Genomic DNA, 21781 nt, shown 5'->3' with positions numbered 1-21781 from the left:
AGTATGTTGACGATGATGCAAAAAATTTCGGTAGTTTAGAGGCATGGGGTGGCGCACCGGGCGTTGCCAAGCTGCCGATGCACCACATTGTTATCCGTTACTGTTTGGCTCCGTGCTCAGCGAGGACATGAGCGTTGACTGTTTGAAACGGATACGACGCGAGGGCGCCAAAACCGGGTATTGTCTTCGCTTTGATTTTGGTATGGAGCGGCGAAGATAGACCGAGTAAAAAGCGCGTGGTCGCCGCGTGGCTTGGCGTTTCATCGCAAGCGGCGGCAAAGTGCTGACACCATGATGATAATGCTTGCACGTCGATCGCGGGTAACTCAGGACGGGGAGGTAAATGAGCAATATGTCCTTGGCATACCGAGCAGTGACCACAGGTAGTTGGTGCGTCGCGATCACCAAAGTAGTCGGCAAGGCGCTGACTAATACAGGTTGAAGAGGCCAATAAAGCCAGTAATTGGTTGATGCGGGCCAGTTCGCTCTCTTCCTTTTTAGCAAAAAGGTGATGTAATTGTTCGGCCTGCGCTTGAACATCAATCTCATGGGAGCTGACCGAAAAGACTTGCGTGGCTTGTTGGGTGGCAAGTGACAGCCAACCTTGTTCATGAAAATATTCCAGTGCTTTTAACGCGCGCTTTCTTTCTGCCCCAAAGCGTTGCCACAGTTGTTGGAAATCCATCTTGTACCAGGTTTTGGCTTTGACTGCGCATGCAAATAGCTGGGCTACAAATTCGCGCCGCTCACCCTGAAATTTAGCCGTAATGGTGTCTGGCGACGCAACACATTGGAACTTCACATCGGCAAAGTAACTGTATTGGCTGGTGATCACGCCGGCCATTTCTAAATAAACCAGCAAGGTTTTAAGCGGTAAAAGGCGAATATTATACGTCCGTGACAGGCTGTGCAGCATAACTTCCCATTGTTGACCCGCTTGTTTTATATCCTCCAGTACGCCCTGAATCGCTGCCTTGTCGGGTGTATCGCCATAGATAAAGTTTTCCAGCACATTCAGGCTAGATTGGTTGGCGAGCACAGTGCACGTAGCGTTTTCTCCGTCTCGTCCCGCGCGGCCAATTTCTTGGCTATAGTTTTCGATTGATTTAGGTAAGTCAAAATGGATGACACGCCGGATGTCCACCTTATCGACGCCCATCCCAAAAGCGATGGTCGCGACAATACACGGCGCACGGCCCGACATAAATGCCTCTTGTATTGATACACGCGTCTCGTGATTCATGCCGGCATGGTAAGCGGTCGCGGGGATATGCTGGGTTTGTAGCCACTCGGCGATATTCTCCGCGGTCTGCTGCTGGGTGACATAAATGACAGTTGGTAAATGGGGGTCGGGCTGCAACTGCTTAATTAGCGCTTGTTGTTTTTGCGCCTCTTCCACGGCGACCACATTCAGGTGTAGGTTAGGACGATAAAAGCCGGTTAACGTGGTGTTATTTGACGAAATCGCAAACTTTCGCTGCATGTCTTCAACCACTGCCGGCGTCGCAGTTGCGGTGAGAAGCAACACCTGTGGAATATTCAACTGCTCTCGGTAGGCGGGGAGTTTGAGATAATCGGGGCGAAAATTGTGGCCCCACTCAGAGATGCAGTGTGCTTCATCTACGACCAATAAAGAGATCGGGATGGGGGCAATAAATTGGCGAAAGCGTTCGTTGTTTAACCGTTCGACCGAAATCATCAGGACTTTGATGTCGCCGCGACGGATCTGCTCCATCACTTGTTTAGTTTGCTCGGGAGTCTGTGTGGAATCAATGGTAGCGGCGGCAATGCCTTTGCGGCGCATAAATGCGATTTGATCATGCATTAATGCTAGCAAAGGTGAAATCACTAGGGTTAAGTGGGGCAGTTGCGTGGCGGGTAGTTGATAGCACAATGACTTACCCGCACCGGTAGGAAAAATCGCACAGGCCGACTCCCCTTGCATTATCTGAGAAATCACCGACTCTTGTCCTGCCCGAAATGATGAAAACCCAAAAACGTGCTCAAGTGCTTGTGCCAACATACCGTCTTTCCCCTATTTTTAACCCAGTGTCTGTTTTTGAACAGGCGGGAAAAGGTATCGGCTATGTGCCGAGGTTGCAAGCACAGGCGGTATGCGTGCGAGCGGCCCCATTATCTTCAATAAGTGGGGCCGATCTTTTCTTAACGGATGCGAGAGCTATCACAGCGCCTCAATCAGTGCCGCGATCTCATCCCACCTTTGCTCATCAATCAACTTGCCGGGCACCATCCAGGTGCCGCCGCATGCGAGCACCGAGGGCAACGCGAGATAATCACTCACATTCGCCTCACTCACGCCGCCGGTTGGCATGAAGCTGACGGGGTACACGGCAGATAATGCTTTTAACATCGCAATGCCGCCCGACGCTTCCGCGGGGAAAAACTTCAACGTATCAAGCCCAAGTTCCATGGCTTGCTCGACTAAACTGGGGTTATTGATACCGGGGATGATAGGAATGCCGCGTTGCTGGCAATGTTTCACTGTGGTGGGGTTGAGCCCAGGGCTGACAATAAAATCGGCGCCTGCGTCAATCGCAGCGTCGACTTGGGTAGTGGTGAGTACCGTACCCGCACCTATGAGCATATCGGGGTACGCATCGCGCATGAGACGAATAGCACGGGCAGCCGCGTCAGTGCGAAAGGTAACTTCAGCGCACGGTAGACCATTATCTACCAAGGTTTTGGCAAGCGGCACGGCATCATCCGCATTGTTAATCGCAATCACTGGCACGATGCGAATTGCCTTAAGGCGTTGATTCAGTTCAGTCATGGGGGTCCCTTACAGTAAAATGCTTAATAGCGCAACGATAACAAACGCGATGGTTCCGAGCAGGGTTTCCATCACAGTCCAAGTTTTAAGTGTGGTTTTTTCATCCATTTCGAGCAGGCGCGACACCAACCAAAAGCCCGAGTCGTTGAAATGCGATAAAACGGTGGCTCCACCTGCAATCGCGATGACAATAAAACATAAATCCAATTGAGATAAACCCACAGTGTGCGACACCGTAGGCGCGATGAGTGCTGCTGTGGTGGTGAGAGCAACGGTGGCAGAGCCTTGTGCAACGCGCAAGCAGGTAGCAATCACAAATGCTGCCAATATTATCGGCATGCCCGTGTCTGACAGCATGGTGGCGAGTGCTTGACCGATACCGCTCGCGCGCAAGACGCCACCAAACATGCCGCCCGCGCCAGTGACCAAAATCACCGCACAAATTGGCGCTAACGAATCGGTACACAGTTTTTCCATTTTACTCTTACCCAGTTTTTGGCCAAAGACCAACAAACAGGTCAATAGGGTGATGAGCAGTGCAACTGGAGTTTTACCCAGCATACGCAAAAAACCGACCCAAGTGCTTTCCCCGTTAACCATACCCGCGACACTGAGTGCGTTCAGACCCGTATCGAGGAAAATAAGCAGTACAGGGAGCAATAAAATCATCAATACAGTTGAAAAGGCGGGGTAATCCTTTTTGCTTTTAAACATGACCTCGGTGTTTAAAAACGCTTTCGCGAGTGGGATGTTGAATTTCTTGCCGGCATACAGGCCAAACAAGTAGCTACCCAAATACCAAGTAGGAAACGAAACCAGGAGCCCGACCACCAAGAGTAGGCCCATGTCTGCGCCAAGTAAATCTGAGGCAGCAACGGGGCCGGGATGTGGGGGGACAAAGGTATGCATAACCGCAAATGCCCCTGCGACAGGTAGGGCGTATTTTATCGGTGAGCCACCTAAGCGTTTTGCGACGCTAAACATGATTGGCATCATCACAATCAGCCCCGCGTCGAAAAAGATAGGAAAGCCAAACAGTAAAGAGGCAATACCGAGTGCTAGCGGGGCACGGGCTTCGCCAAACCGAGCGATCAGTGTATCGGCCAAGACATTTGCACCGCCGGTGACTTCGAGAATTTTGCCTATCATGGCACCCAGCCCGACGAGTAAGGCAACCGACGCGAGGGTATTGCCAAAACCCGTCATCATGGTTGGCACCACGTTATCGATAGGGATTCCGGTGGTGAGTGCTGTGGCCAAGCTGACCAACGTCAGCGATGCAAAAGCATGTACCTTAAGCTTCATTATTAGGAGTAATAACAACGCGATAGCGCCCAATGCTATCAAGAGTAAGGTGGTGGGTTCAGGGCTTTGTGCGAGTAGTTCCATGGCTCACCTCTTCATACCAAGATGTTTTGTGTTAAACGTCACAAAGTTAAAAGTTACCGGTAACATGTTACCGGTAACCACACTAAGATAAAGACAATTATTGAATGCATGACCAAAAATGAGATCTAGTTAAAATCTCGCTAAGGAGTCGGTATGGAAATGGGTAGTGTGATTGTGATGGGCGTGAGTGGTTGTGGAAAAAGTACCCTAGGTGCGAAGTTGGCACAGCATTTGGGGGCCAAGTTTATCGATGGTGATGACTTACACCCTCGCGCAAATATCGAGAAAATGGCATTAGGACACCCCCTCAACGATAAAGACCGGGAGCCTTGGCTTGAGAGGATCCGTGATGTCGCGTTTAGTTTGGAGCAAAAAAATGAATTCGGTGTCATCGTTTGCTCTGCCCTTAGACGTCAATACCGGGACAGGCTTCGAGAGGGAAATAAGAGCGTCACTTTTCTTTTTCTAGATGGTAGCTATGAGTTAATTCTTGAACGTTTGCGAGCGCGTAAAGGCCACTTCATGAGAACCGAAATGCTTGACAGTCAATTTGCCGCTTTAGAAAAACCGACGGGTATTGAATCAGACGTGATTTCTGTTGATATCAACCGAGACATCGAATCCTTAACAAAGTACGCCGCGTGTCTCATTATTCGTAACCAAGAGGTAGCTTGATGATGCATCCTAAAGTTGAGGCGGTGACTAACGAGCTACGCCAACGCAGCGAATCTGCGCGCACCGCATTTTTACGCCAAACCCAGTGGCAAGTCGAGGCAGGTAAGACGCGAGCAAGCTTGTCTTGTGGCAACATCGCGCATGCGGTCGCCGCATCGTGCCAGCAAGACAAACAGCAGATGCTGGATATGACCACTGCCAATGTGGCGATTATCAGTGCCTATAACGACATGCTTAGCGCTCACGCACCTTATGCTTACTACCCTGATCAGATCAAAGCCGCCTTGCAGCCATTGGGCCACACGGCGCAAGTGGCAGGCTGTGTGCCTGCGATGTGTGATGGGGTGACGCAAGGCCAGCCAGGGATGGAGATGTCGTTGTTTTCACGTGATGTGATTGCTCAGGCAACTGCGATATCGTTAAGTCATAATGTGTACGATGCCACACTGTTGCTTGGCGTATGCGATAAAATTGCGCCGGGGCAACTGATGGGCGCGCTTACCTATGCACACTTACCGACGTTATTTGTGCCCTCTGGCCCGATGCCCACGGGCTCAACCAACGAGGAAAAAGTGGCCGTGCGTCAAGCATATGCAGCCGGTGACATCGGAAAAGAGGCATTATTGGCGATGGAATGTCAGGCTTATCACAGCCAAGGGACCTGCACCTTCTACGGCACGGCCAACACCAATCAACTGGTGCTTGAAGCTATGGGATTAATCCTTCCCGGCGCTGCGTTTGTCGCCCCTAACTCGGCGTTGCGCCAAGCGTTGACTTGCTATGCTGCGACAGCGTTAGCATCCCAGTGTACGGGAAGTGCGACATTCCGAGCCCTCGCCGATGTGGTGACGGAAAAAAGCGTTATTAATGGCGTGGTCGCGTTGTTGGCTTCAGGCGGCAGCACCAACCATACCATCCATTTGGTGGCCATGGCGCGGGCAGCAGGGATTAAACTAACGTGGGAAGATATTGATGCGTTATCCCATGTGGTTCCCTTATTGACTCGAATGTATCCTAACGGCCCGGCTGATATTAATGCTTTTGAAGCGGCCGGAGGCGTCCCCACTCTGATGACTCACTTACATGCGCTAGGGTTATTGCATGCCGATACCTTGCCTGCCGTTGGCCAATTTAGCGACCAATTGACTACTCCACGATTAGATCAGGGGCAGCTTGTTTGGGAAGCCGCCACACCATCAACCGACACAGGGGTGATAGCTGCTCCCGGCTCGTATTTCAGCTCAACCAGTGGATTACGCATGCTATCTGGCAATATGGGCAACGCGGTGATCAAAGTCTCCGCGGTTGACCCCGCGCATCGCGTAGTTTGTGCGCCCGCACGCGTATTTGATTGTCAGCACGAGGTCGAACGGGCTTATCAAGATGGTGAACTCAACCACGATGTAGTGGTAGTGGTGCGCTTTAATGGCCCCGCCGCCAATGGCATGCCAGAACTTCATAAACTCATGCCTATTCTCGGCAATGTGCAAAAAATGGGTTATCAGGTCGCATTGGTAACAGATGGCCGGTTATCCGGCGCGTCAGGCAAAGTCCCTGCGGCTTTGCATGTTTGTCCGGAAGCCATGCATGGCGGTGCGCTGGCGTCCATTCAAGACGGCGATCTGATCACATTAGACGCCAATACTGGCATATTGACCTGCGATGCTGACTTCTCCCAGCGTCCTGTGGCAGAACCGCCCCAAGCGACCAATACATGGGGACGTGATTGGTTTGCAGCTGCGCGTCAGCAGGTGTCACGCGCTGACGAGGGGGCGACCTATTTAATTCCGTGATCGCCCAGCAAGCCGAGATGCTTATGCGCTGTCACCATTCCGCGAAGAAGAATTGTAGGGAGAATAAAGTCGAGAGGCGATATCTTGAGACATTTTTCCCTATTTGCTTTATACAAACGGGTTCTCGCATAGTGTGAGGTAGCGACTCACATCACCCGATTGAACCGGGCAGACGGACTCTGTCGATTTTTCTTTTTGGAGTTGCAGTCGCTGACAGTTATGGTGGTCCGGTGAAAAGTGTATCCATACGCTATCCATGGTCAAGGTGTTGGCAAGGTAATAAACGTGCTGACGATGATCAGCCACATTGGTCCAAATGGTGTAAGACGCTTTTTCTGTGTGATAAGGGTTAAAATTAACAGGAACGGAGCACGTAGCTACGAGCGAACGTGCTTGATAAACCGCTTCACGCTGGTTTTGCGCGGGCTGGCTAAAGGTTAAGTAATAGCTGGCTCGCTCAAAACGTTGCGTAGCACTGTTGCCGCCAGGAGCTGAATAAACAGGGTGAGCAATAGGATTCTTGGGGTCAAGTCCCCATGCATAAGTCCAGTAAGCCTTCAGCGTTTGTTGCGTTTTATAGTCGGGTTGGTTAGTGACAACGGTATCGTCATGGCTTTCATAGAGTTGAAAAACGCCGTCTCGCACTTCGATAACTCCGGCATTTCCGTCAGCATCGGAGAGTGATAGGTGCAAATGGGAGTCGGTTTCCGATGTATCAGGTAAGCGCTCTGAAACGATGGTGATCGTGTTTGAAGTAAAAAACTGAATCGCTTGATGAACGTTGGCAAAACAATCCAATACAAACTGCACCCAGCGGTTAGCACTCAAAAATTGTCCGTCTCCGGTTGCCGGCCCGTAACTGACATCTGAATCATATAGGCCATTCACGGCTAATCCGGCTTCGTTGAGGCCGTCCACTGCGGCATAACCTTGCTTGTCACTACCCATGACAGTGACCAGGCTTGCGTATTCCGAGCGCCATTGTAGTACCTGCTGCTTACGAATACCGAGCTGGCTAGCAGACTTCGCGTCCAGTCCTCGACTTTTCATACCTTTTGGGAAACGATAGAGATAGGTATTAATGGGCCAAAACCAGTCCATGTTGCGCGCAGTGATAGGATATTGTGGATTAAGGTTATTAAAGATGCGTGTGCACATACCATTGATGCCTTTGTTATTAACATGTTAATCAATCCAGGCTATGATAGCTGATGTTAAAAAATTGGCCTATATGAGAATGAACAATGGAAGTGAGTGAGCTCAACAGCAGTTCTCGGTTGCGCCTCAAAGTGCTTAAAGGATTAAGCCTGGGAGTGGGTGGTTTAGCAGTCTTGGTGGCGATCGGTAATATTCTTGTTAGTCAAAGCTATGTCTATGCGTCATTTGTGATGCTGTACGCGCTTTACTCTTGGCACGTGTATCGACAAACCTCTAAGACGACCATTTTTAATGGCCACAAATACATTATGTCGGTCAGTCTGACGGTATTGGTGATAGCGGGAACGGTTTTGAAGCCAACGGACACTGGCGTGTTCTTCTGGACGTTAGTGTTCCCTATTATTTATTACCTACTGTTAGGGCACAAAGCGGGGTTTTTGGCTACCGTGTCTTTATTTCTCATCCAAATGGTTAATATCGCTTTTCAGTTTGATACTGAGCAGTATTTCGACATGATAACCATGATGCTTAACTTTTCGTTTTGTTACGTCACCATTGCCGTTGTCTCGCATGCCTATGAAATTAATCGCGTACTGGCGGAAAACAAACTGAGTAAACTGGCGACTTGTGATCCGCTAACCGGAGCTAATAACCGCCTCGCGTTAAAGCATCGCTATCAAGCGTTACAAGATCAGCAGGCCGAGTTTCATCTTTTGGTGCTGGATATTGATCATTTTAAAGCGGTTAATGATGAATATGGCCACGATGGCGGCGATATTGTGTTGCAAGCGGTGGTGAACACCATGGTCGACGTCGCGGGGAGTGACAATGTATTCCGGCAAGGTGGTGAGGAGTTTTGCCTTCTTTTAGAGGGTGTTTCTCACCATGATGCGTTGGCGGTGGCAGAGCGAATCCGCAAGCGTATTGCGAAAACCCCCATTTTTTATCAGCAGCGCGCCATTCCAGTTACGGTCAGTATCGGGGTCACGCAAAGCGAGGCATCAAAATGTGCGCAAGAAATCAATCGCCAAGCAGATGCGAATTTGTATGCGGCTAAAGCGGGTGGTCGGAATAAAGTGGTGGCGTGAAAGGGTTAAGGCGCCACTTTGCCACGCAGGGCTTTGGTTTGGCTCTTACGTTTTTTAGCATCCACGCGGCGTCGCTGTGAAGCCTTGGTGGGTTTAGTGGGTGTACGTTTTTTCTGCTCTACCATCGCGGCTTTGATCAATGCTTGCAAGCGCTCTAGCGCATCCTCTCGGTTTAGCTCTTGGGTGCGGTAGTTTTGCGCTTTTATCACCACGACGCCCTCTTTGGAGATGCGCGAATCAGACAGAGCCATTAATCTGGCTTTGTAGGCATCAGGCAGCGACGAGGCTTGGATATCAAAGCGTAGATGGATGGCGCTCGATACTTTGTTGACGTTTTGCCCGCCTTTCCCTGCGGCGCGAATGGCCGTGAGCTCAATCTCATTGTCGGGAATCGCCACCTTATTCGATAGGGTGAGCATACAACCTCTTATGCATGAAGAAAGAGCGCAGTGTACACAGAGTAAGGCCTGTGGCGCAAATAGACCGGCAGGCCAGGGCGGCTGGTTGGTGAGTCATCACGTTAGGGGAGATCAAATACCAGTGCTTGACTGGTTTCGTTGCCCTTATTGCTGAAGGTTAGATGAGGGACATCTTCAATTTTTGCGCCATCGCCGGGGGCCAGAGATGTCGTTTCAACGTCGAGCGTGCCCGCGACCTGATGCACATAGGCATGGCGTCCTGCCTCCAATGACAAGGTAACCGATTCACTGGGCGGCAGAATCAGCTGTAGCAAACGCGCATCTTGTTTGATGCGTAAGGTGCCATCTTCCCCAGTTGGGGTCGCGATGATGGTAGAGCCAGCCTGCTTACCAAAATCTTTTTGCTGATAACCCGGCTCCCCACCTTGCTCATTGGGCTCAATCCAAATTTGTAGAAAGCGCAAGGCTTGGGTTGATGAGGCATTATACTCGCTATGATAAATACCACGCCCAGCCGACATCAGTTGGAACTCGCCAGCCGGTAGGGTTTGTCGGTTGCCTTGACTGTCTTTGTGCTCTATTTCCCCTTCCAGCACCAGACTGATGATTTCCATATCACGGTGTCCGTGGGTATCAAAGCCTGCGGCGGGCGAGACGATATCATCATTGATCACACGCAGTGCAGAGAAGCCCATATGATGAGGATCGTAATAGCTACCAAATGAAAAAGTATGGCGGCTTTGTAGCCAGCCAAAGTTGGCCTGACCGCGATCGCTGGCATGACGGACGGTAATCATAATGCTTCTCCTCACTGACTCGATGTTGAACAGCGGTGACGCTGAACAATAGCTGCAGTGTATAAACAAAAACGCCGTGCGAACACGGCGTAACATTGAGCATCTTGTTCTAAAAAGTTGAATAATCCTAGCTTAATAACGCACTACAAGGTTTTATGTGGCCCAAAGCACTCATAATGGAAGTGTTCGTCAGGGACGCCAAGGTCTCGGAGTTGAGTTTGAATATGACCCATAAAGCCAACAGGGCCGCAGAGATATACCTGTACCGTGGCTGGGCTGAACGTATTGCTCACCGCAGTGAGATCCATCCATCCGGTATGATCAAAGTCTTGTCCAAGCGTATCCGTGGGTTGAGGTTGGTTATACCAAATGTGCGTCTGAATATGCGCGTGCTGACGCGCGAGGGTGCGGACAGAATGATTGAAAGCATGCAGTTTGCTGTTCTCGGTAGCATGCAGCCAAGTGACGGGCGCGTCATGTTCGGTCAGGCTTTGTAACATCGCCAACATTGGCGTTACGCCCACCCCGCCAGAAATTAATACCACGGGTGTATCTTGATCCACGTTCAGTTTGAGATCGCCGGCCGGTGGGGTGAGCATCACAGTGCCACCAACGGCCAACTCATCATGTAAGTAATTGGAGACCTGACCTTGTGGTTCCCGTTTTACCGAGATCTGATAATGCTGGCCGTTAGGCGCATGTGACAAACTGTATTGGCGAATTTCTTGATGTTCAAAGCCGGTATGATTAACGACAATGCCAATATATTGCCCGGCCGTAAAAGGCGCGACGGGCTGACCATCTTGAGGGGCAAACACAAAACTGGTGACCTGTTCACTTTCAGGACGTTTTTCAATCAAAGTAAAGGCTCGCTGCCCTTGCCAGCCACCGATTTGGGCGTGGCTACCTTCATAAAGCTGCTGCTCTTTGGCGATAAATACATCCGCGAGCACTTGGTAGGCTTCAGCCCACGCATCGAGCACGGCTTGTCCCGGTGAAAGTAGCTCATCAATGGTAGCCAATAAATGCTGACCGACAATCGGATAGTGCTCAGCTTGGACCAGCAAGCTGGTATGTTTGTGAGCAATCTTCTCTACCGCACCCAGTAAAGCAGGCAAGTTGTCAATGTTCTGTGCATAGGCACAAATCGCGTTAAACAGTGCTTCCCGCTGATCGCCATTTTGCTGGTGGCGGAGGTTAAAAATATCCTTTAACTCGGGGTGATGGTGGAACAGTCTTTGGTAAAAGTGGGTTGTCAGCTTCGGGCCAGTTTCGGCGAGTACAGGGGCAGTTGATTTAACAATATCAATGGTTTGTTGGCTTAACATCAGCATCTCTCTAAACATGTATATTTAATGCATGTTTTAAGTTGTATCTCAAATATATCTTTTAATCAATAGAAGACTTACAATTCGGCCAAGCAGCAAGAGGCGCACATGCAACTAACCAGCTTTACAGATTACGGACTTCGCACCTTGATTTTTCTGGCTTCCTTGCCAGAGGGTGAGCTCACCAACATTACCGAGGTGACACGCTTGTTTGGGGTGTCGCGCAATCATATGGTGAAAGTCATCAACCGTTTAGGGCAGTTAGGATATATTCAAACGGTGCGCGGGAAGAACGGGGGGATTCGTCTACTGCAAGCGCCGACCGCGATCACGGTGGGGCAAGTGGTACGCGACCTTGAACCGTTGGAACTCGTCAATTGCTCGGTTGAGTTTTGTCATATCACCCCAGCGTGCCGTTTAAAAGAGCGCTTAGCAAAAGCCAAGCAAGCCTTTTTAGAGGAGTTGGATGCATGCACCATCGATGCGCTTATCAACGACAATCGCGAGTTAATGATCCTGCTCACCCGCCCCTAAATGTGCAAGGACAGCACTAAGTAGAGCTTATGGCCAATTCCGCTTCAACACACACAGCTTCGACACCATCTGCCTCAAATCGCAACAGTAAAAATCTGACGGTTCTGTGGGAGCTGATTGCGTTTATTCGTCCTTATCGCTGGCAAGTGAGTGCGGCCTTGTTGGCCTTGGTGTTTACTGCATCGTTAACGCTGTCGGTCGGACACGGCGTTCGGCTTTTGATCGACCAAGGCTTTGCACAGCAATCACTGGTTGAGCTGGGGAATGCGGTACAGTTTATTTTGCTGATCACGGTATTAATCGCGATTGGCACCTTCTTCCGCTTCTATTTGGTGTCGTCAGTGGGTGAGCGGGTCAGTGCCGATATTCGCCAAGCGGTGTTTGATCATGTAATTGGCTTGCATCCGAGCTATTTTGAAACCCACGGCAGTGGCGAAATCATGTCGCGGATCACCACAGATACCAGCCTGCTGCAAAACATCATTGGCTCCTCTTTTTCCATGGCGATGCGCAGTGCGCTGATGTGTGTGGGCGCGATCATCATGCTGTTTGCCACCAATATTAAACTGACCTTGATTGTGCTGGCCTCCGTACCATTTATTTTGGTGCCAATACTTATCTATGGCCGTCGTGTGCGGGCGTTGTCGCGGCAAAGCCAAGATTCGATGGCGGATGTAGGCAGCTATGCCGGCGAAGCCATCACCAATATTAAAACCGTGCAAAGCTTCGCGGTAGAAGATCACGCCAAAGCCGCCTTTGGGCAAGAGGTGGAGCGTGCATATCACATCGGACGCGAGCGCGTAAAACAAAGAGCCATTCTTATTTCTGGCGTGATCGTGATTGTGTTCAGCGCTATTACCGGCATGTTATGGGTCGGCGGGCGCGATGTGATTCAAGGCACCATATCGGCAGGCGATTTGGGCGCCTTTGTATTTTTCGCCATCATGGTTGCCTCTTCCATGGCCACCTTGTCGGAAGTGATGGGGGAGTTGCAGCGCGCGGCAGGCGCAACAGAGCGCTTGGTGGAGCTTTTACACGTGCAAAGCCATATTCGTACTCCCGCCACCTCGCTGAGTGTCGATGCCCAATCATTAAGCAACGATATTCGTTTTGAAGCGGTGCACTTTCATTATCCCACGCGTCCCCATCAAGCAGCGATTGATGCGTTGAGCCTTGTGATTCAGCCCGGTGAAGTCGTCGCCTTAGTCGGACCGTCGGGGGCGGGAAAAACCACCGTATTTGAATTACTGCAACGCTTTTATGATCCGCAGTCAGGCGCGATTAGGCTGGGCGGGCAAGATATTCGTCGCTTATCCCCGCAAGCGTTGCGCCAACAAATGGCACTGGTGCCACAACAACCCGCTCTGTTTAGCGATGATGTAATAGGCAATATTCGCTACGGCAGGCCAGGCGCCAGTGAGCACGCCGTCAAAGCGGCGGCGATTCAAGCGCACGCCGATGGGTTTATTCAGCAATTACCGGACGGCTACAACAGCTTTTTGGGTGAGCGAGGCGTGCGGCTTTCGGGTGGGCAACGGCAGCGAATCGCGATTGCCCGCGCGATTCTCAAGGACCCGCGAATTTTATTGCTCGATGAAGCCACCAGCGCCCTTGATAGCGAAAGTGAGCATGCGGTTCAGCAAGGCTTGGCGGCTTTAATGCGTGACCGCACTACCTTGATTATCGCTCACCGCTTATCGACCATTCAGCATGCTGACCGCATTGTCGTGATGGATCAAGGCAAGCTTGTTGATGTAGGCAGCCATACCGACCTGCTGGCACGCTGCCCTCTGTACCAACGCTTGATAAAACGGCAGTTTAGCCATGTCTCAAATGGCTAAGCGTTGTTTTCTAATTCTTTGATTTGTTTGTCAATCTTTTCTGCTTCTTCGGTGAGCAGTGAATAACCACGGATGTCGCCGTTGCGCTGCGCCTGAAAGGCTTGTTGTTGCTTAGCTTCGTACTGCTTTTTAAGCTTTTTAACCGGATTCGGCTTTAAAAATGAGAGCATGTCGCGTCCTTTGTTGATAACTGACATGCTCCATTACGGTGTAAGGGTGGGCTTGGATGATAAGCGGCCTTTGTTTAGCGGCTCAAAGTGAGTGCGCGATAAAACCTTGTGCAGGAATGTCAGCGATTAATCATTAAAAAAGTCATTAATGATCGCTTGGTACTCTCCGGTGGCTTTCATGTCTGCTAACGCTTGATCAAATTGGTCACGTAGGGCTGATAATTCTTGCGCTTTAGAAAAGGCAATGTAACTAGGGGTGTCTTCAATAGGATGGGGATTGATCTCGACAACATCCTTCATATCGAGCTGGTTAACCAGGGCGCGTGCGCCAAAATGGTTGCTGAGCCACAAGCGTGCTCGGCCACTTTCCAACATCCGAAGGCACTGTGGTGCGCGAGTCAGGCGGAAAACCTGATCGAATTGATTTTGCGCCAAGGCAGCATCCATCCGGCTGCCGTAACTGACTTGGTTGATCACACAGACGGAGTAAGCGCCAAAATTGAACGATTGAATCGCATCTTCAGAGAGACTGACATCGGGGCGATGAACAAAGCGGATCCCTTGTTGAAATAAAACCTGCTGAGAGTAATCGAGAAACGCTTCGCGCTCAGATGTTTTGAAAATGGTGAATATGCCATCTGCTAAGCCAGTTCGGACCTGATAGAGTGCTCGCGCCCATGGCAGCACTTCAATCTCGACATCATAACCGAGCTTGGCAAAAGTTTGGCGTACAACTCGTACCGCCACACCATCAAGGGAGCCGTCTGAAGTCTGAATATAGGGCGGGTATTCGAGCGTGACTAAACGCACAGTTGGCGTAGCCGCATGGACCAAGCCGGTCATTCCCAACAGCAGTATCACCAACAGCACGCGTACAACAGGGCGTCGACATGAACTCAGCAAGGCTTAATCACTCTCAGTGAAAAGGTGTATTGCCTTAAGTTTAGCCAGCAAGCAGTAAGACGGGAGAAAATTTCGCTAAGACTGGCTGTTGCGAAGAACGACATTAGCCGATAAAACGGGGCAATAAAAAAGGCGAACCGAGCGGCTCGCCTTTCGTTTATCAAGTTAGTTTCTAACTTGGTTATCTGTGACTAGTGGATTACTCATCCATATAGTTTTCAATGCTAGGGCAAGAGCAAATCAGGTTGCGGTCGCCGTAGACATTATCGACACGGTTGACCGATGGCCAGTATTTGCTTGCCTTGTTATGGGCGGATGGGAAGCAAGCCAGCTCACGGGAATAGGTGTGAGACCACTCGTCTGCCATCAGATCCGCTTGGGTGTGAGGCGCGTTGACCAATGGGTTGTCTTCCAGCGTCCACTCACCGTCTTGCACCTTGGCAATTTCCTCGCGAATGGCAATCATGGCATCACAGAAGCGATCCAACTCTTCTTGGCTTTCACTTTCGGTCGGTTCAACCATCAGAGTACCCGCGACCGGGAATGACATGGTCGGCGCGTGGAAGCCATAATCCATCAAGCGTTTGGCGATGTCTTCTTCGCTGATGCCGGATGCCTCTTTGAGTGGGCGAATGTCGATAATACATTCGTGCGCAATGCGTCCGTTTTTACCGCGATAAAGCACGGGGTAGTAGGGGCGCAAACGCTCCATCACATAGTTGGCACTGAGAATCGCTAACTCGGTCGCGCGCGTGAGGCCTTGTTCACCCATCATGGCAATGTACGCCCATGAAATAGGCAAAATCGAGGCGCTACCCATTGGTGCAGCTGAGACGGCAAATTGGTCACCTTGCTCCACATGACCGGGGAGGAAAGGCGCAAGGTGCGATTTCACGCCAATTGGCCCCATGCCCGGGCCGCCACCACCGTGGGGAATACAGAAGGTTTTGTGCAGGTTGAGGTGCGAAACGTCTGAGCCAATGTAGCCCGGTGTGGTCAGCCCCACTTGCGCATTCATGTTGGCGCCATCCAAGTAAACTTGACCGCCAGCCTCGTGTACCAGCTCGCACACTTGCTGCACGGTTTCTTCGTACACACCATGTGTCGATGGATAGGTGATCATAATGCATGAGAGCGCATCGCGATGTTTGTCGATTTTAGCTTTCAGATCGTCAATGTCGATGTTGCCATCGTCATCACAGCCAACTACCACCACTTTCATCGAGACCATCGCCGCGGAAGCAGGGTTGGTACCGTGGGCAGAGCTTGGGATCAAGCACACGTTGCGGTGACTGTCGCCACGGCTTTCATGGTAGCGCTGAATCGCGATTAAGCCCGCATACTCCCCTTGTGCACCTGAGTTGGGTTGCATGGAGATCTCATCGTAGCCGGTGATTTCACACAGCATGTCACGCAGTGATTTACCCAGTGTTTGATAACCTTTGGCTTGCTCCAATGGCACAAACGGGTGCAGGGCACCAAATTCTGGCCAGGTGACGGGGATCATCTCGGCCGCGGCATTCAGCTTCATGGTACAGCTGCCCAATGGGATCATACCGTGGGTAAGGGAGAAGTCTTTGTTTTCCAACGCCTTCATATACCGCATCAGCTTGGTTTCACTGTGATAGCGGTTAAAGACGGGGTGCGTTAGGTATGCACTGGTGCGGCGGCATGCGGCAGGGATCGCGGCAAATTCATCGGCTTCAATATCGCTCGCCACGCTTTCTGCATTGCCTTGACCGGTGAGCGCGGTAAGCAATTGATTGACCTCTGCCAGCGTGCTCGCTTCATCGAAACTCACGCCCAGTTGGCCATTTAATTTACGCAAGTTAAAGCCGGCATCCTGTGCTTTTTGATACAAGGCGTCGGTTTGCTCGCCTGTGTTGAGCGTCACGGTATCAAAGAAGCTGTCGTGAGCAAGGCTCAACCCAGCCGCTTGTATCGATTTGGCGAATAGCGCGGTGAGGTGATGCACTCGGCGAGCAATTTTCTTCAAGCCTTCAGGGCCGTGATACACCGCGTAAAAAGCGGCCATGTTGGCGAGCAAGGCTTGAGCGGTACAAATATTGGAGGTCGCTTTTTCACGGCGAATATGTTGCTCACGCGTTTGCATCGCCATGCGCAGAGCTTGATTGCCTTTGCTATCGACCGATACGCCAATCACGCGGCCGGGCATGGTGCGTTTGAGCTTGTCGCGTGTCGCCATAAAGGCGGCGTGTGGACCACCGTAACCCATGGGTACACCAAAGCGTTGTGCGGAGCCAATCACCACATCCGCGCCCATTTCACCCGGCGCTTTGAGCAAAGTGAGTGAAAGCAGATCGGTAGCAACCGCGACCAGCGTCTTCTTGCTTTGCGCTTCCGCGATCAGCGCGCTGAGATCGCGCACTTCACCCGTGGTGCCCGGGTACTGGAGCAGGGCGCCAAATACGTCGTGCTGGTTCAGTTTGTCGATGTCATCAACAATGATGTCAAAGCCTAAGAAGTTGGCGCGCGTTTTAATCACATCCAAGGTTTGTGGGTGCACGTCGCTGGCAACAAAAAAGGCGTTGCCTTTGTGCTTGCCGCCACGCTTACACAGGGTCATGGCTTCCGCAGCCGCGGTGGCTTCGTCGAGCAGCGACGCGTTGGCCAAATCCATCCCCGTTAAGTCCATCACCATTTGCTGGAAGTTCAGCAAGGATTCGAGTCGGCCTTGCGAGATCTCGGGCTGATACGGGGTATAAGCCGTGTACCAACCCGGGTTTTCCAACACATTGCGTAAAATAGGCGGTGGAGTATGTGTGTGATAGTAACCTTGGCCGATCAGGCTGCGCTTAATGGTATTTTGCGCGGCAATGTCACTTAGCTCAGCCAGCATCTGGGTTTCGCTTTTGGGGGCGCTGAGGTTAAGGGGCTGAGGTAAGCGGATGTCAGCAGGGACAGTTTCTTCAATCACGTGCTCTAAGCTAGTGGCGTTGATCGCCGCTAACATCGCATTTTTCTGATTGGTATCGGGGCCATTATGGCGCGCGATAAAATCATTATCGGCCACCAGGCTATCGAGTAAACGAGTCTGCGTCATGGTATTCGTCCTGAATTAGTCGTCGATTGCGGCGGTATAGGCGTCCGCGTCCATCAGATGATCCAAGTTGGTGTCGTCTGCCAGCTTAATCTTGGCAATCCAGCCGCCCTCAAAAGGTTCTTCGTTGACCAGTTCTGGGCTATCTTCCAGATCTTCATTAATGGCGACCACTTCACCATCAACCGGCGCATAAATATCTGATGCGGCTTTTACCGACTCCACCAATGAAAAGCCTTCACCTTTTTCAGTACTGTCACCCACCTCAGGTAGATCGACAAACACGACATCGCCAAGTAGGCCTTGGGCATGATCGGTGATCCCCATAGTGACAGTGCCATCGCCATTGTCTTTGACCCACTCATGGCTTTCAGAAAACTTTAGTGTCGCGTCCATTTGTTACTCTCCTGCTTTAATACGAGCTGCTCAATCGTTGAGCGATTTACAATGTAAATTAAGACGGCGTCTGGGGGATCACACCGCCTCCTATGTCTTGTTTGCGCTGGTTGCAATCGTGATAGACGACGCAGCGGTTATTCCAAGAGTTGCTTCATACCAGTTATCATTGGCGATAAAGCGGGAAACGAGCACACAGCTGCTGTACTTCTTTACGCACGCGTGCCTCAACCTCGGCGTTGCCTTCTGGTGCCTCGACTAAGGCATCGAGCACGTCCCCAATCCATTGACCAACTTGGTGGAACTCCTGGGTACCAAATCCGCGGCTGGTACCCGCGGGGGTGCCGAGGCGAATGCCGGAGGTGATCATGGGTTTTTCGGTATCGAAAGGGATGCCGTTCTTGTTACAGGTGATTCCAGCGCGCTCGAGCGCCTGCTCCGCTTGGTTGCCTTTTAGGCCTTTGGGGCGCAAATCAACCAACATCAGATGAGTATCGGTGCCGCCGGTGACGATGTCACAGCCACGTGTTTGTAGGACCTCGGCCAGGACTTTGGCGTTAGCAACTACTTGATCAATATACAATTTAAACTCAGGCTCTAGCGCCTCACCAAATGCGACGGCTTTAGCCGCAATCACATGCATTAATGGACCGCCTTGCAGGCCGGGAAACACCGCCGAATTGATCTTTTTGTTGATGTCTTCGTGATTGGTCAGGATCATGCCACCGCGCGGGCCACGCAGGGTTTTATGGGTAGTGGTGGTGACCACATGCGCATGAGGTAGTGGCGAGGGATGGGCGCCGGTGGCCACTAGGCCAGCAATGTGTGCCATGTCGACCATTAAATAGGCACCCACTTCATCGGCAATGGCACGGAAACGAGCGAAGTCAATATGGCGAGGGATCGCACTGCCCCCGGCGATGATCATCTTCGGTTGATGTTCACGAGCCAGCACTGCGACTTCATCGTAATCAATTTCTAGGCTGTCTTTGCTCACGCCGTATTGCACAGCATTAAACCATTTACCGGATAGAGCAGGGCGCGCGCCGTGAGTGAGGTGGCCGCCAGCATCGAGTGACATACCTAAAATGGTGTCACCGGGTTGCAGTAGCGCCAGCATGACGGCGCCGTTGGCTTGTGCGCCCGAGTGCGGCTGAACATTGACATACTCGCAGCTAAACAGTTGTTTGGCGCGGGCCTGGGCGATGGCTTCGACTTCATCGACGTGCTCGCAGCCGCCGTAATAGCGACGGCCCGGATAGCCTTCGGCGTACTTATTGGTTAGGCAGGTGCCTTGCGCTTGCATCACGGCTTGCGAGACGATGTTTTCTGAGGCGATCAGCTCAATCTGCTGTTGTTGACGTTTGTGCTCGGCCTGCACGGCCGACATCACGGCACCATCGGACTCCGATAAGTTGGTGGAGAAAAACTGCTCCAATTCTACATTTGGGTAGCTCGGTTTCATTGCGCTTTCCTTATTGGCGATGGTGGCTAACAGGCCACAACATTAATCGGGATCACATTGGTGGCGAGGCCACCCTGTGAGGTTTCTTTATATTTACTCATCATGTCGAGCCCGGTCTCATGCATGGTTTTAATTACGCTATCAAGCGAGACGTGATGCTCGCCGTCGCCACCCATGGCTAATCGGGTCGCGTTAATCGCTTTTACGGCGCCCATGGTGTTGCGTTCTATGCAAGGGACTTGCACCAGGCCATCAATCGGGTCACACGTAAGGCCGAGGTTATGCTCCATGCCGATTTCTGCCGCATTTTCAATTTGTTGGTTGCTTGCGCCCATGGCGGCGGCTAATCCTGCCGCTGCCATCGAGCACGCCACGCCAATTTCTCCCTGACAACCGACTTCTGCTGCCGAAATAGAGGCATTGGTCTTGTACAAAGAGCCGATAGCCGCGGAGGTGGCCATAAAGGTACGGATGCCATCTGGGTTATTGGGCGAGACAAACTTATCGTAATAAGCAAGCACGGCAGGGATCACACCCGCGGCGCCATTGGTCGGGGCGGTGACCACTCGGCCTCCGGCGGCATTCTCTTCATTGACCGCCATGGCAAACAGGTTGACCCAATCATTGGTGTCTGTCGGTAACCCATGGGCTTGTTTATCGTGAATGGCGTCGTACATGCCTTTGGCACGTCGCTTAATGTTTAAACCGCCTGGCAGTACGCCACCTTGTTTAATGCCTCTGTCGATGCACTCACGCATCACTTGCCAGATATGATCCAGTCCCTGGTTAACCGTGTCACGTGTGGCGTGACTATCGTGGTATTGGGCGCGTGCGACCTCGTTCGTAAACATCAGCTCGCTGATGGTCATGTTCGTTTTTGTACATTGCTCAAGTAATTCCGCTGCACTCTTAAATGGATATGGCGGAGTGAAATCAGTCGCTAGGGCATCCGTTTCGCCTTCTTCCACCACAAAACCACCGCCGACAGAGAAATAGGTCTTGCTGGCCAAACAGTCACCGGCTTTATCGTATGCACTGACTGTCATCCCGTTGGGGTGCGCGGGCAGTACTTGCTCATAGTGAAAGGCAATATCTGCCTGCCAATTGAATGGGATGTAGTGGCGTCCAGCAAAGGGGAGTTCGCCGCCGTTTTTGACCAGCTTGGTCATGGTATCGATTTCATCTGACTCGATGGTGGCAGGCATTTCGCCCATTAACCCCATCACACACGCCACGTCAGTCGCATGGCCTTTGCCGGTTAACGCCAGCGAGCCGTATAGGTCTACTTTGACACGCTCGATATCGGTCATGGACAGTGTTTGCGCCGCATAGTGGCTAAAGCGTGCGCAGGCCACCATCGGACCAACGGTGTGTGAGCTAGATGGCCCGACGCCTATCTTAAACAGGTCAAACATGCTGTGACTCATGGCCTGTCTCCTCAATCAGTAAGGTACGTTGTTGTCATGATTGTTGTTGTCCTGACATCGACGATGCCGACATTGCTTCACGTAGCATTCAACAGATTGGCGATGATTGCGCTTACTGTTGATTTAAACATTTTGTTAACGTACCTAAGCGTTCACTTTTCCGCAAAATAAATTTCCAATAAGAAACCTATGTTGTGATCCTGGAGACAAAACGTCCTCCTGTTGATACTATCTAACAACGGAGCAAACGTTTGCCTTTTTATCCTAAGCGAGGGTAAATTGCAAATCAATGCCAGTAACGCCGGGGAATATACTCGCTTTTTATTAAGTGAATGGTTAATTAATATCTCTGTAATACCTTGTTTTTACGAGGAAGAGCATGATGGACTCAAGGTGCCGGGTGAGAGTGACAGGTTGGTTACCTTGATCAATTCGCTGGCTAGGTCACGTTTATGATATCGGTATTTTCCGATAGGAAACTTTTTTGTTAAAAGTGTTAAAGCGGCAAATACAGCGGGACAACCGATAGAGGCGAAAGCAGGTGAC

At 51.3% G+C, this 21781-nt stretch carries 18 protein-coding genes; 5 read left to right on the top strand and 13 right to left on the bottom strand.

Going from position 1 to position 21781, the window contains the following annotated elements; genetic code table 11:
* Window positions 1-97: 97 nt before the first annotated feature.
* From FCN78_RS14345 to FCN78_RS14335, 3 genes are all read right to left on the bottom strand, one after another.
* Window positions 98-2023: a RecQ family ATP-dependent DNA helicase gene (locus FCN78_RS14345; RefSeq protein ID WP_077658968.1), complete on the bottom strand. Its 1926-nt coding sequence runs from the start codon at window positions 2021-2023 to the stop codon at window positions 98-100.
* 159 nt (window positions 2024-2182) lie between these two features.
* On the bottom strand, window positions 2183-2791 hold the full coding sequence (locus FCN78_RS14340; RefSeq protein WP_077520582.1) for a bifunctional 4-hydroxy-2-oxoglutarate aldolase/2-dehydro-3-deoxy-phosphogluconate aldolase: 609 nt from the start codon (window positions 2789-2791) through the stop codon (window positions 2183-2185).
* 9 nt (window positions 2792-2800) lie between these two features.
* The gene (locus FCN78_RS14335) at window positions 2801-4180 is read right to left on the bottom strand and encodes a GntP family permease (RefSeq protein ID WP_069360979.1); all 1380 of its coding nucleotides are present in this window, start codon (window positions 4178-4180) and stop codon (window positions 2801-2803) included.
* 153 nt (window positions 4181-4333) lie between these two features.
* Between FCN78_RS14335 and FCN78_RS14330 the strand changes: the two genes are divergently transcribed.
* The gene (locus FCN78_RS14330) at window positions 4334-4855 is read left to right on the top strand and encodes a gluconokinase (protein ID WP_077520585.1); all 522 of its coding nucleotides are present in this window, start codon (window positions 4334-4336) and stop codon (window positions 4853-4855) included.
* Entirely contained in the window at window positions 4855-6648 is a 1794-nt protein-coding gene (gene edd / locus FCN78_RS14325; RefSeq protein ID WP_077520588.1) for a phosphogluconate dehydratase, read from the top strand. The genes FCN78_RS14330 and edd overlap by 1 nt, the downstream gene beginning before the upstream one ends.
* A 108-nt stretch (window positions 6649-6756) precedes the next feature.
* Here the strand turns inward: edd and FCN78_RS14320 are convergent, their stop codons facing one another.
* Complete coding sequence (locus tag FCN78_RS14320; protein ID WP_077520590.1) at window positions 6757-7806, bottom strand: linear amide C-N hydrolase; 1050 nt, start codon at window positions 7804-7806, stop codon at window positions 6757-6759.
* An 86-nt stretch (window positions 7807-7892) separates the two neighbouring features.
* On the opposite strand from FCN78_RS14320, the gene FCN78_RS14315 reads away from it, so the two are divergent.
* Window positions 7893-8894, top strand: a complete 1002-nt coding sequence (locus tag FCN78_RS14315; protein WP_077520593.1) for a GGDEF domain-containing protein — start codon at window positions 7893-7895, stop codon at window positions 8892-8894.
* Between the two features lie 5 nt (window positions 8895-8899).
* Here the strand turns inward: FCN78_RS14315 and arfB are convergent, their stop codons facing one another.
* From arfB to hmpA, 3 genes are all read right to left on the bottom strand, one after another.
* Complete coding sequence (gene arfB, locus FCN78_RS14310; protein WP_077658969.1) at window positions 8900-9313, bottom strand: alternative ribosome rescue aminoacyl-tRNA hydrolase ArfB; 414 nt, start codon at window positions 9311-9313, stop codon at window positions 8900-8902.
* Window positions 9314-9414: 101 nt separating this feature from the next.
* The gene (locus tag FCN78_RS14305) at window positions 9415-10110 is read right to left on the bottom strand and encodes a pirin family protein (protein WP_077658970.1); all 696 of its coding nucleotides are present in this window, start codon (window positions 10108-10110) and stop codon (window positions 9415-9417) included.
* A gap of 143 nt (window positions 10111-10253) precedes the next feature.
* Entirely contained in the window at window positions 10254-11438 is a 1185-nt protein-coding gene (gene hmpA / locus FCN78_RS14300) for an NO-inducible flavohemoprotein (RefSeq protein ID WP_077658971.1), read from the bottom strand.
* A gap of 108 nt (window positions 11439-11546) precedes the next feature.
* On the opposite strand from hmpA, the gene nsrR reads away from it, so the two are divergent.
* Window positions 11547-11972, top strand: a complete 426-nt coding sequence (nsrR, locus tag FCN78_RS14295; protein WP_069360987.1) for a nitric oxide-sensing transcriptional repressor NsrR — start codon at window positions 11547-11549, stop codon at window positions 11970-11972.
* A 29-nt stretch (window positions 11973-12001) separates the two neighbouring features.
* Complete coding sequence (locus FCN78_RS14290; protein WP_077658972.1) at window positions 12002-13813, top strand: ABC transporter transmembrane domain-containing protein; 1812 nt, start codon at window positions 12002-12004, stop codon at window positions 13811-13813.
* On the opposite strand, the gene FCN78_RS14285 is transcribed toward FCN78_RS14290, so the two are convergent.
* From FCN78_RS14285 to FCN78_RS14260, 6 genes are all read right to left on the bottom strand, one after another.
* Entirely contained in the window at window positions 13810-13983 is a 174-nt protein-coding gene (locus FCN78_RS14285; RefSeq protein ID WP_106407173.1) for a DUF6435 family protein, read from the bottom strand. The two genes, FCN78_RS14290 and FCN78_RS14285, sit on opposite strands and share 4 nt — an antisense overlap.
* A gap of 126 nt (window positions 13984-14109) precedes the next feature.
* Window positions 14110-14886 (bottom strand): substrate-binding periplasmic protein, encoded by a 777-nt coding sequence (locus tag FCN78_RS14280; protein ID WP_131825563.1) that lies wholly within the window; start codon window positions 14884-14886, stop codon window positions 14110-14112.
* A 199-nt stretch (window positions 14887-15085) separates the two neighbouring features.
* Window positions 15086-17950: an aminomethyl-transferring glycine dehydrogenase gene (gene gcvP / locus FCN78_RS14275; RefSeq protein WP_077658974.1), complete on the bottom strand. Its 2865-nt coding sequence runs from the start codon at window positions 17948-17950 to the stop codon at window positions 15086-15088.
* Window positions 17951-17965: 15 nt separating this feature from the next.
* Window positions 17966-18343 (bottom strand): glycine cleavage system protein GcvH, encoded by a 378-nt coding sequence (gene gcvH, locus FCN78_RS14270; protein ID WP_069361007.1) that lies wholly within the window; start codon window positions 18341-18343, stop codon window positions 17966-17968.
* A gap of 166 nt (window positions 18344-18509) precedes the next feature.
* A complete protein-coding gene (locus FCN78_RS14265; RefSeq protein WP_077658975.1) occupies window positions 18510-19808 on the bottom strand; it encodes a serine hydroxymethyltransferase in 1299 nt (432 codons plus the stop codon).
* Window positions 19809-19834: 26 nt separating this feature from the next.
* Window positions 19835-21235, bottom strand: coding sequence for an L-serine ammonia-lyase (locus FCN78_RS14260; RefSeq protein WP_077658976.1), 1401 nt, complete (start codon window positions 21233-21235; stop codon window positions 19835-19837).
* Window positions 21236-21781 lie beyond the last annotated feature (546 nt).

It is taken from the genome of Salinivibrio kushneri (assembly GCF_005280275.1).
GTDB lineage: Bacteria > Pseudomonadota > Gammaproteobacteria > Enterobacterales > Vibrionaceae > Salinivibrio > Salinivibrio kushneri.
Note: the sequence above shows the minus strand (reverse complement) of the source record. Positions and strands in the feature narration are given on the sequence as shown.

What these genes read in the sequence shown, in the direction of transcription:
- arfB (WP_077658969.1), bottom strand. Translation starts at nt 9,313, where the DNA reads ATGCTCACCCTATCGAATAAGGTGGCGATTCCCGACAATGAGATTGAG.
- FCN78_RS14330 (WP_077520585.1), top strand. Translation starts at nt 4,334, where the DNA reads ATGGAAATGGGTAGTGTGATTGTGATGGGCGTGAGTGGTTGTGGAAAA.
- FCN78_RS14260 (WP_077658976.1), bottom strand. Translation starts at nt 21,235, where the DNA reads ATGAGTCACAGCATGTTTGACCTGTTTAAGATAGGCGTCGGGCCATCT.
- FCN78_RS14315 (WP_077520593.1), top strand. Translation starts at nt 7,893, where the DNA reads ATGGAAGTGAGTGAGCTCAACAGCAGTTCTCGGTTGCGCCTCAAAGTG.
- FCN78_RS14320 (WP_077520590.1), bottom strand. Translation starts at nt 7,806, where the DNA reads ATGTGCACACGCATCTTTAATAACCTTAATCCACAATATCCTATCACT.
- FCN78_RS14290 (WP_077658972.1), top strand. Translation starts at nt 12,002, where the DNA reads ATGGCCAATTCCGCTTCAACACACACAGCTTCGACACCATCTGCCTCA.
- FCN78_RS14345 (WP_077658968.1), bottom strand. Translation starts at nt 2,023, where the DNA reads ATGTTGGCACAAGCACTTGAGCACGTTTTTGGGTTTTCATCATTTCGG.
- edd (WP_077520588.1), top strand. Translation starts at nt 4,855, where the DNA reads ATGATGCATCCTAAAGTTGAGGCGGTGACTAACGAGCTACGCCAACGC.
- FCN78_RS14340 (WP_077520582.1), bottom strand. Translation starts at nt 2,791, where the DNA reads ATGACTGAACTGAATCAACGCCTTAAGGCAATTCGCATCGTGCCAGTG.
- nsrR (WP_069360987.1), top strand. Translation starts at nt 11,547, where the DNA reads ATGCAACTAACCAGCTTTACAGATTACGGACTTCGCACCTTGATTTTT.
- FCN78_RS14265 (WP_077658975.1), bottom strand. Translation starts at nt 19,808, where the DNA reads ATGAAACCGAGCTACCCAAATGTAGAATTGGAGCAGTTTTTCTCCACC.
- FCN78_RS14285 (WP_106407173.1), bottom strand. Translation starts at nt 13,983, where the DNA reads ATGCTCTCATTTTTAAAGCCGAATCCGGTTAAAAAGCTTAAAAAGCAG.
- FCN78_RS14335 (WP_069360979.1), bottom strand. Translation starts at nt 4,180, where the DNA reads ATGGAACTACTCGCACAAAGCCCTGAACCCACCACCTTACTCTTGATA.
- FCN78_RS14305 (WP_077658970.1), bottom strand. Translation starts at nt 10,110, where the DNA reads ATGATTACCGTCCGTCATGCCAGCGATCGCGGTCAGGCCAACTTTGGC.
- hmpA (WP_077658971.1), bottom strand. Translation starts at nt 11,438, where the DNA reads ATGTTAAGCCAACAAACCATTGATATTGTTAAATCAACTGCCCCTGTA.
- gcvH (WP_069361007.1), bottom strand. Translation starts at nt 18,343, where the DNA reads ATGGACGCGACACTAAAGTTTTCTGAAAGCCATGAGTGGGTCAAAGAC.
- gcvP (WP_077658974.1), bottom strand. Translation starts at nt 17,950, where the DNA reads ATGACGCAGACTCGTTTACTCGATAGCCTGGTGGCCGATAATGATTTT.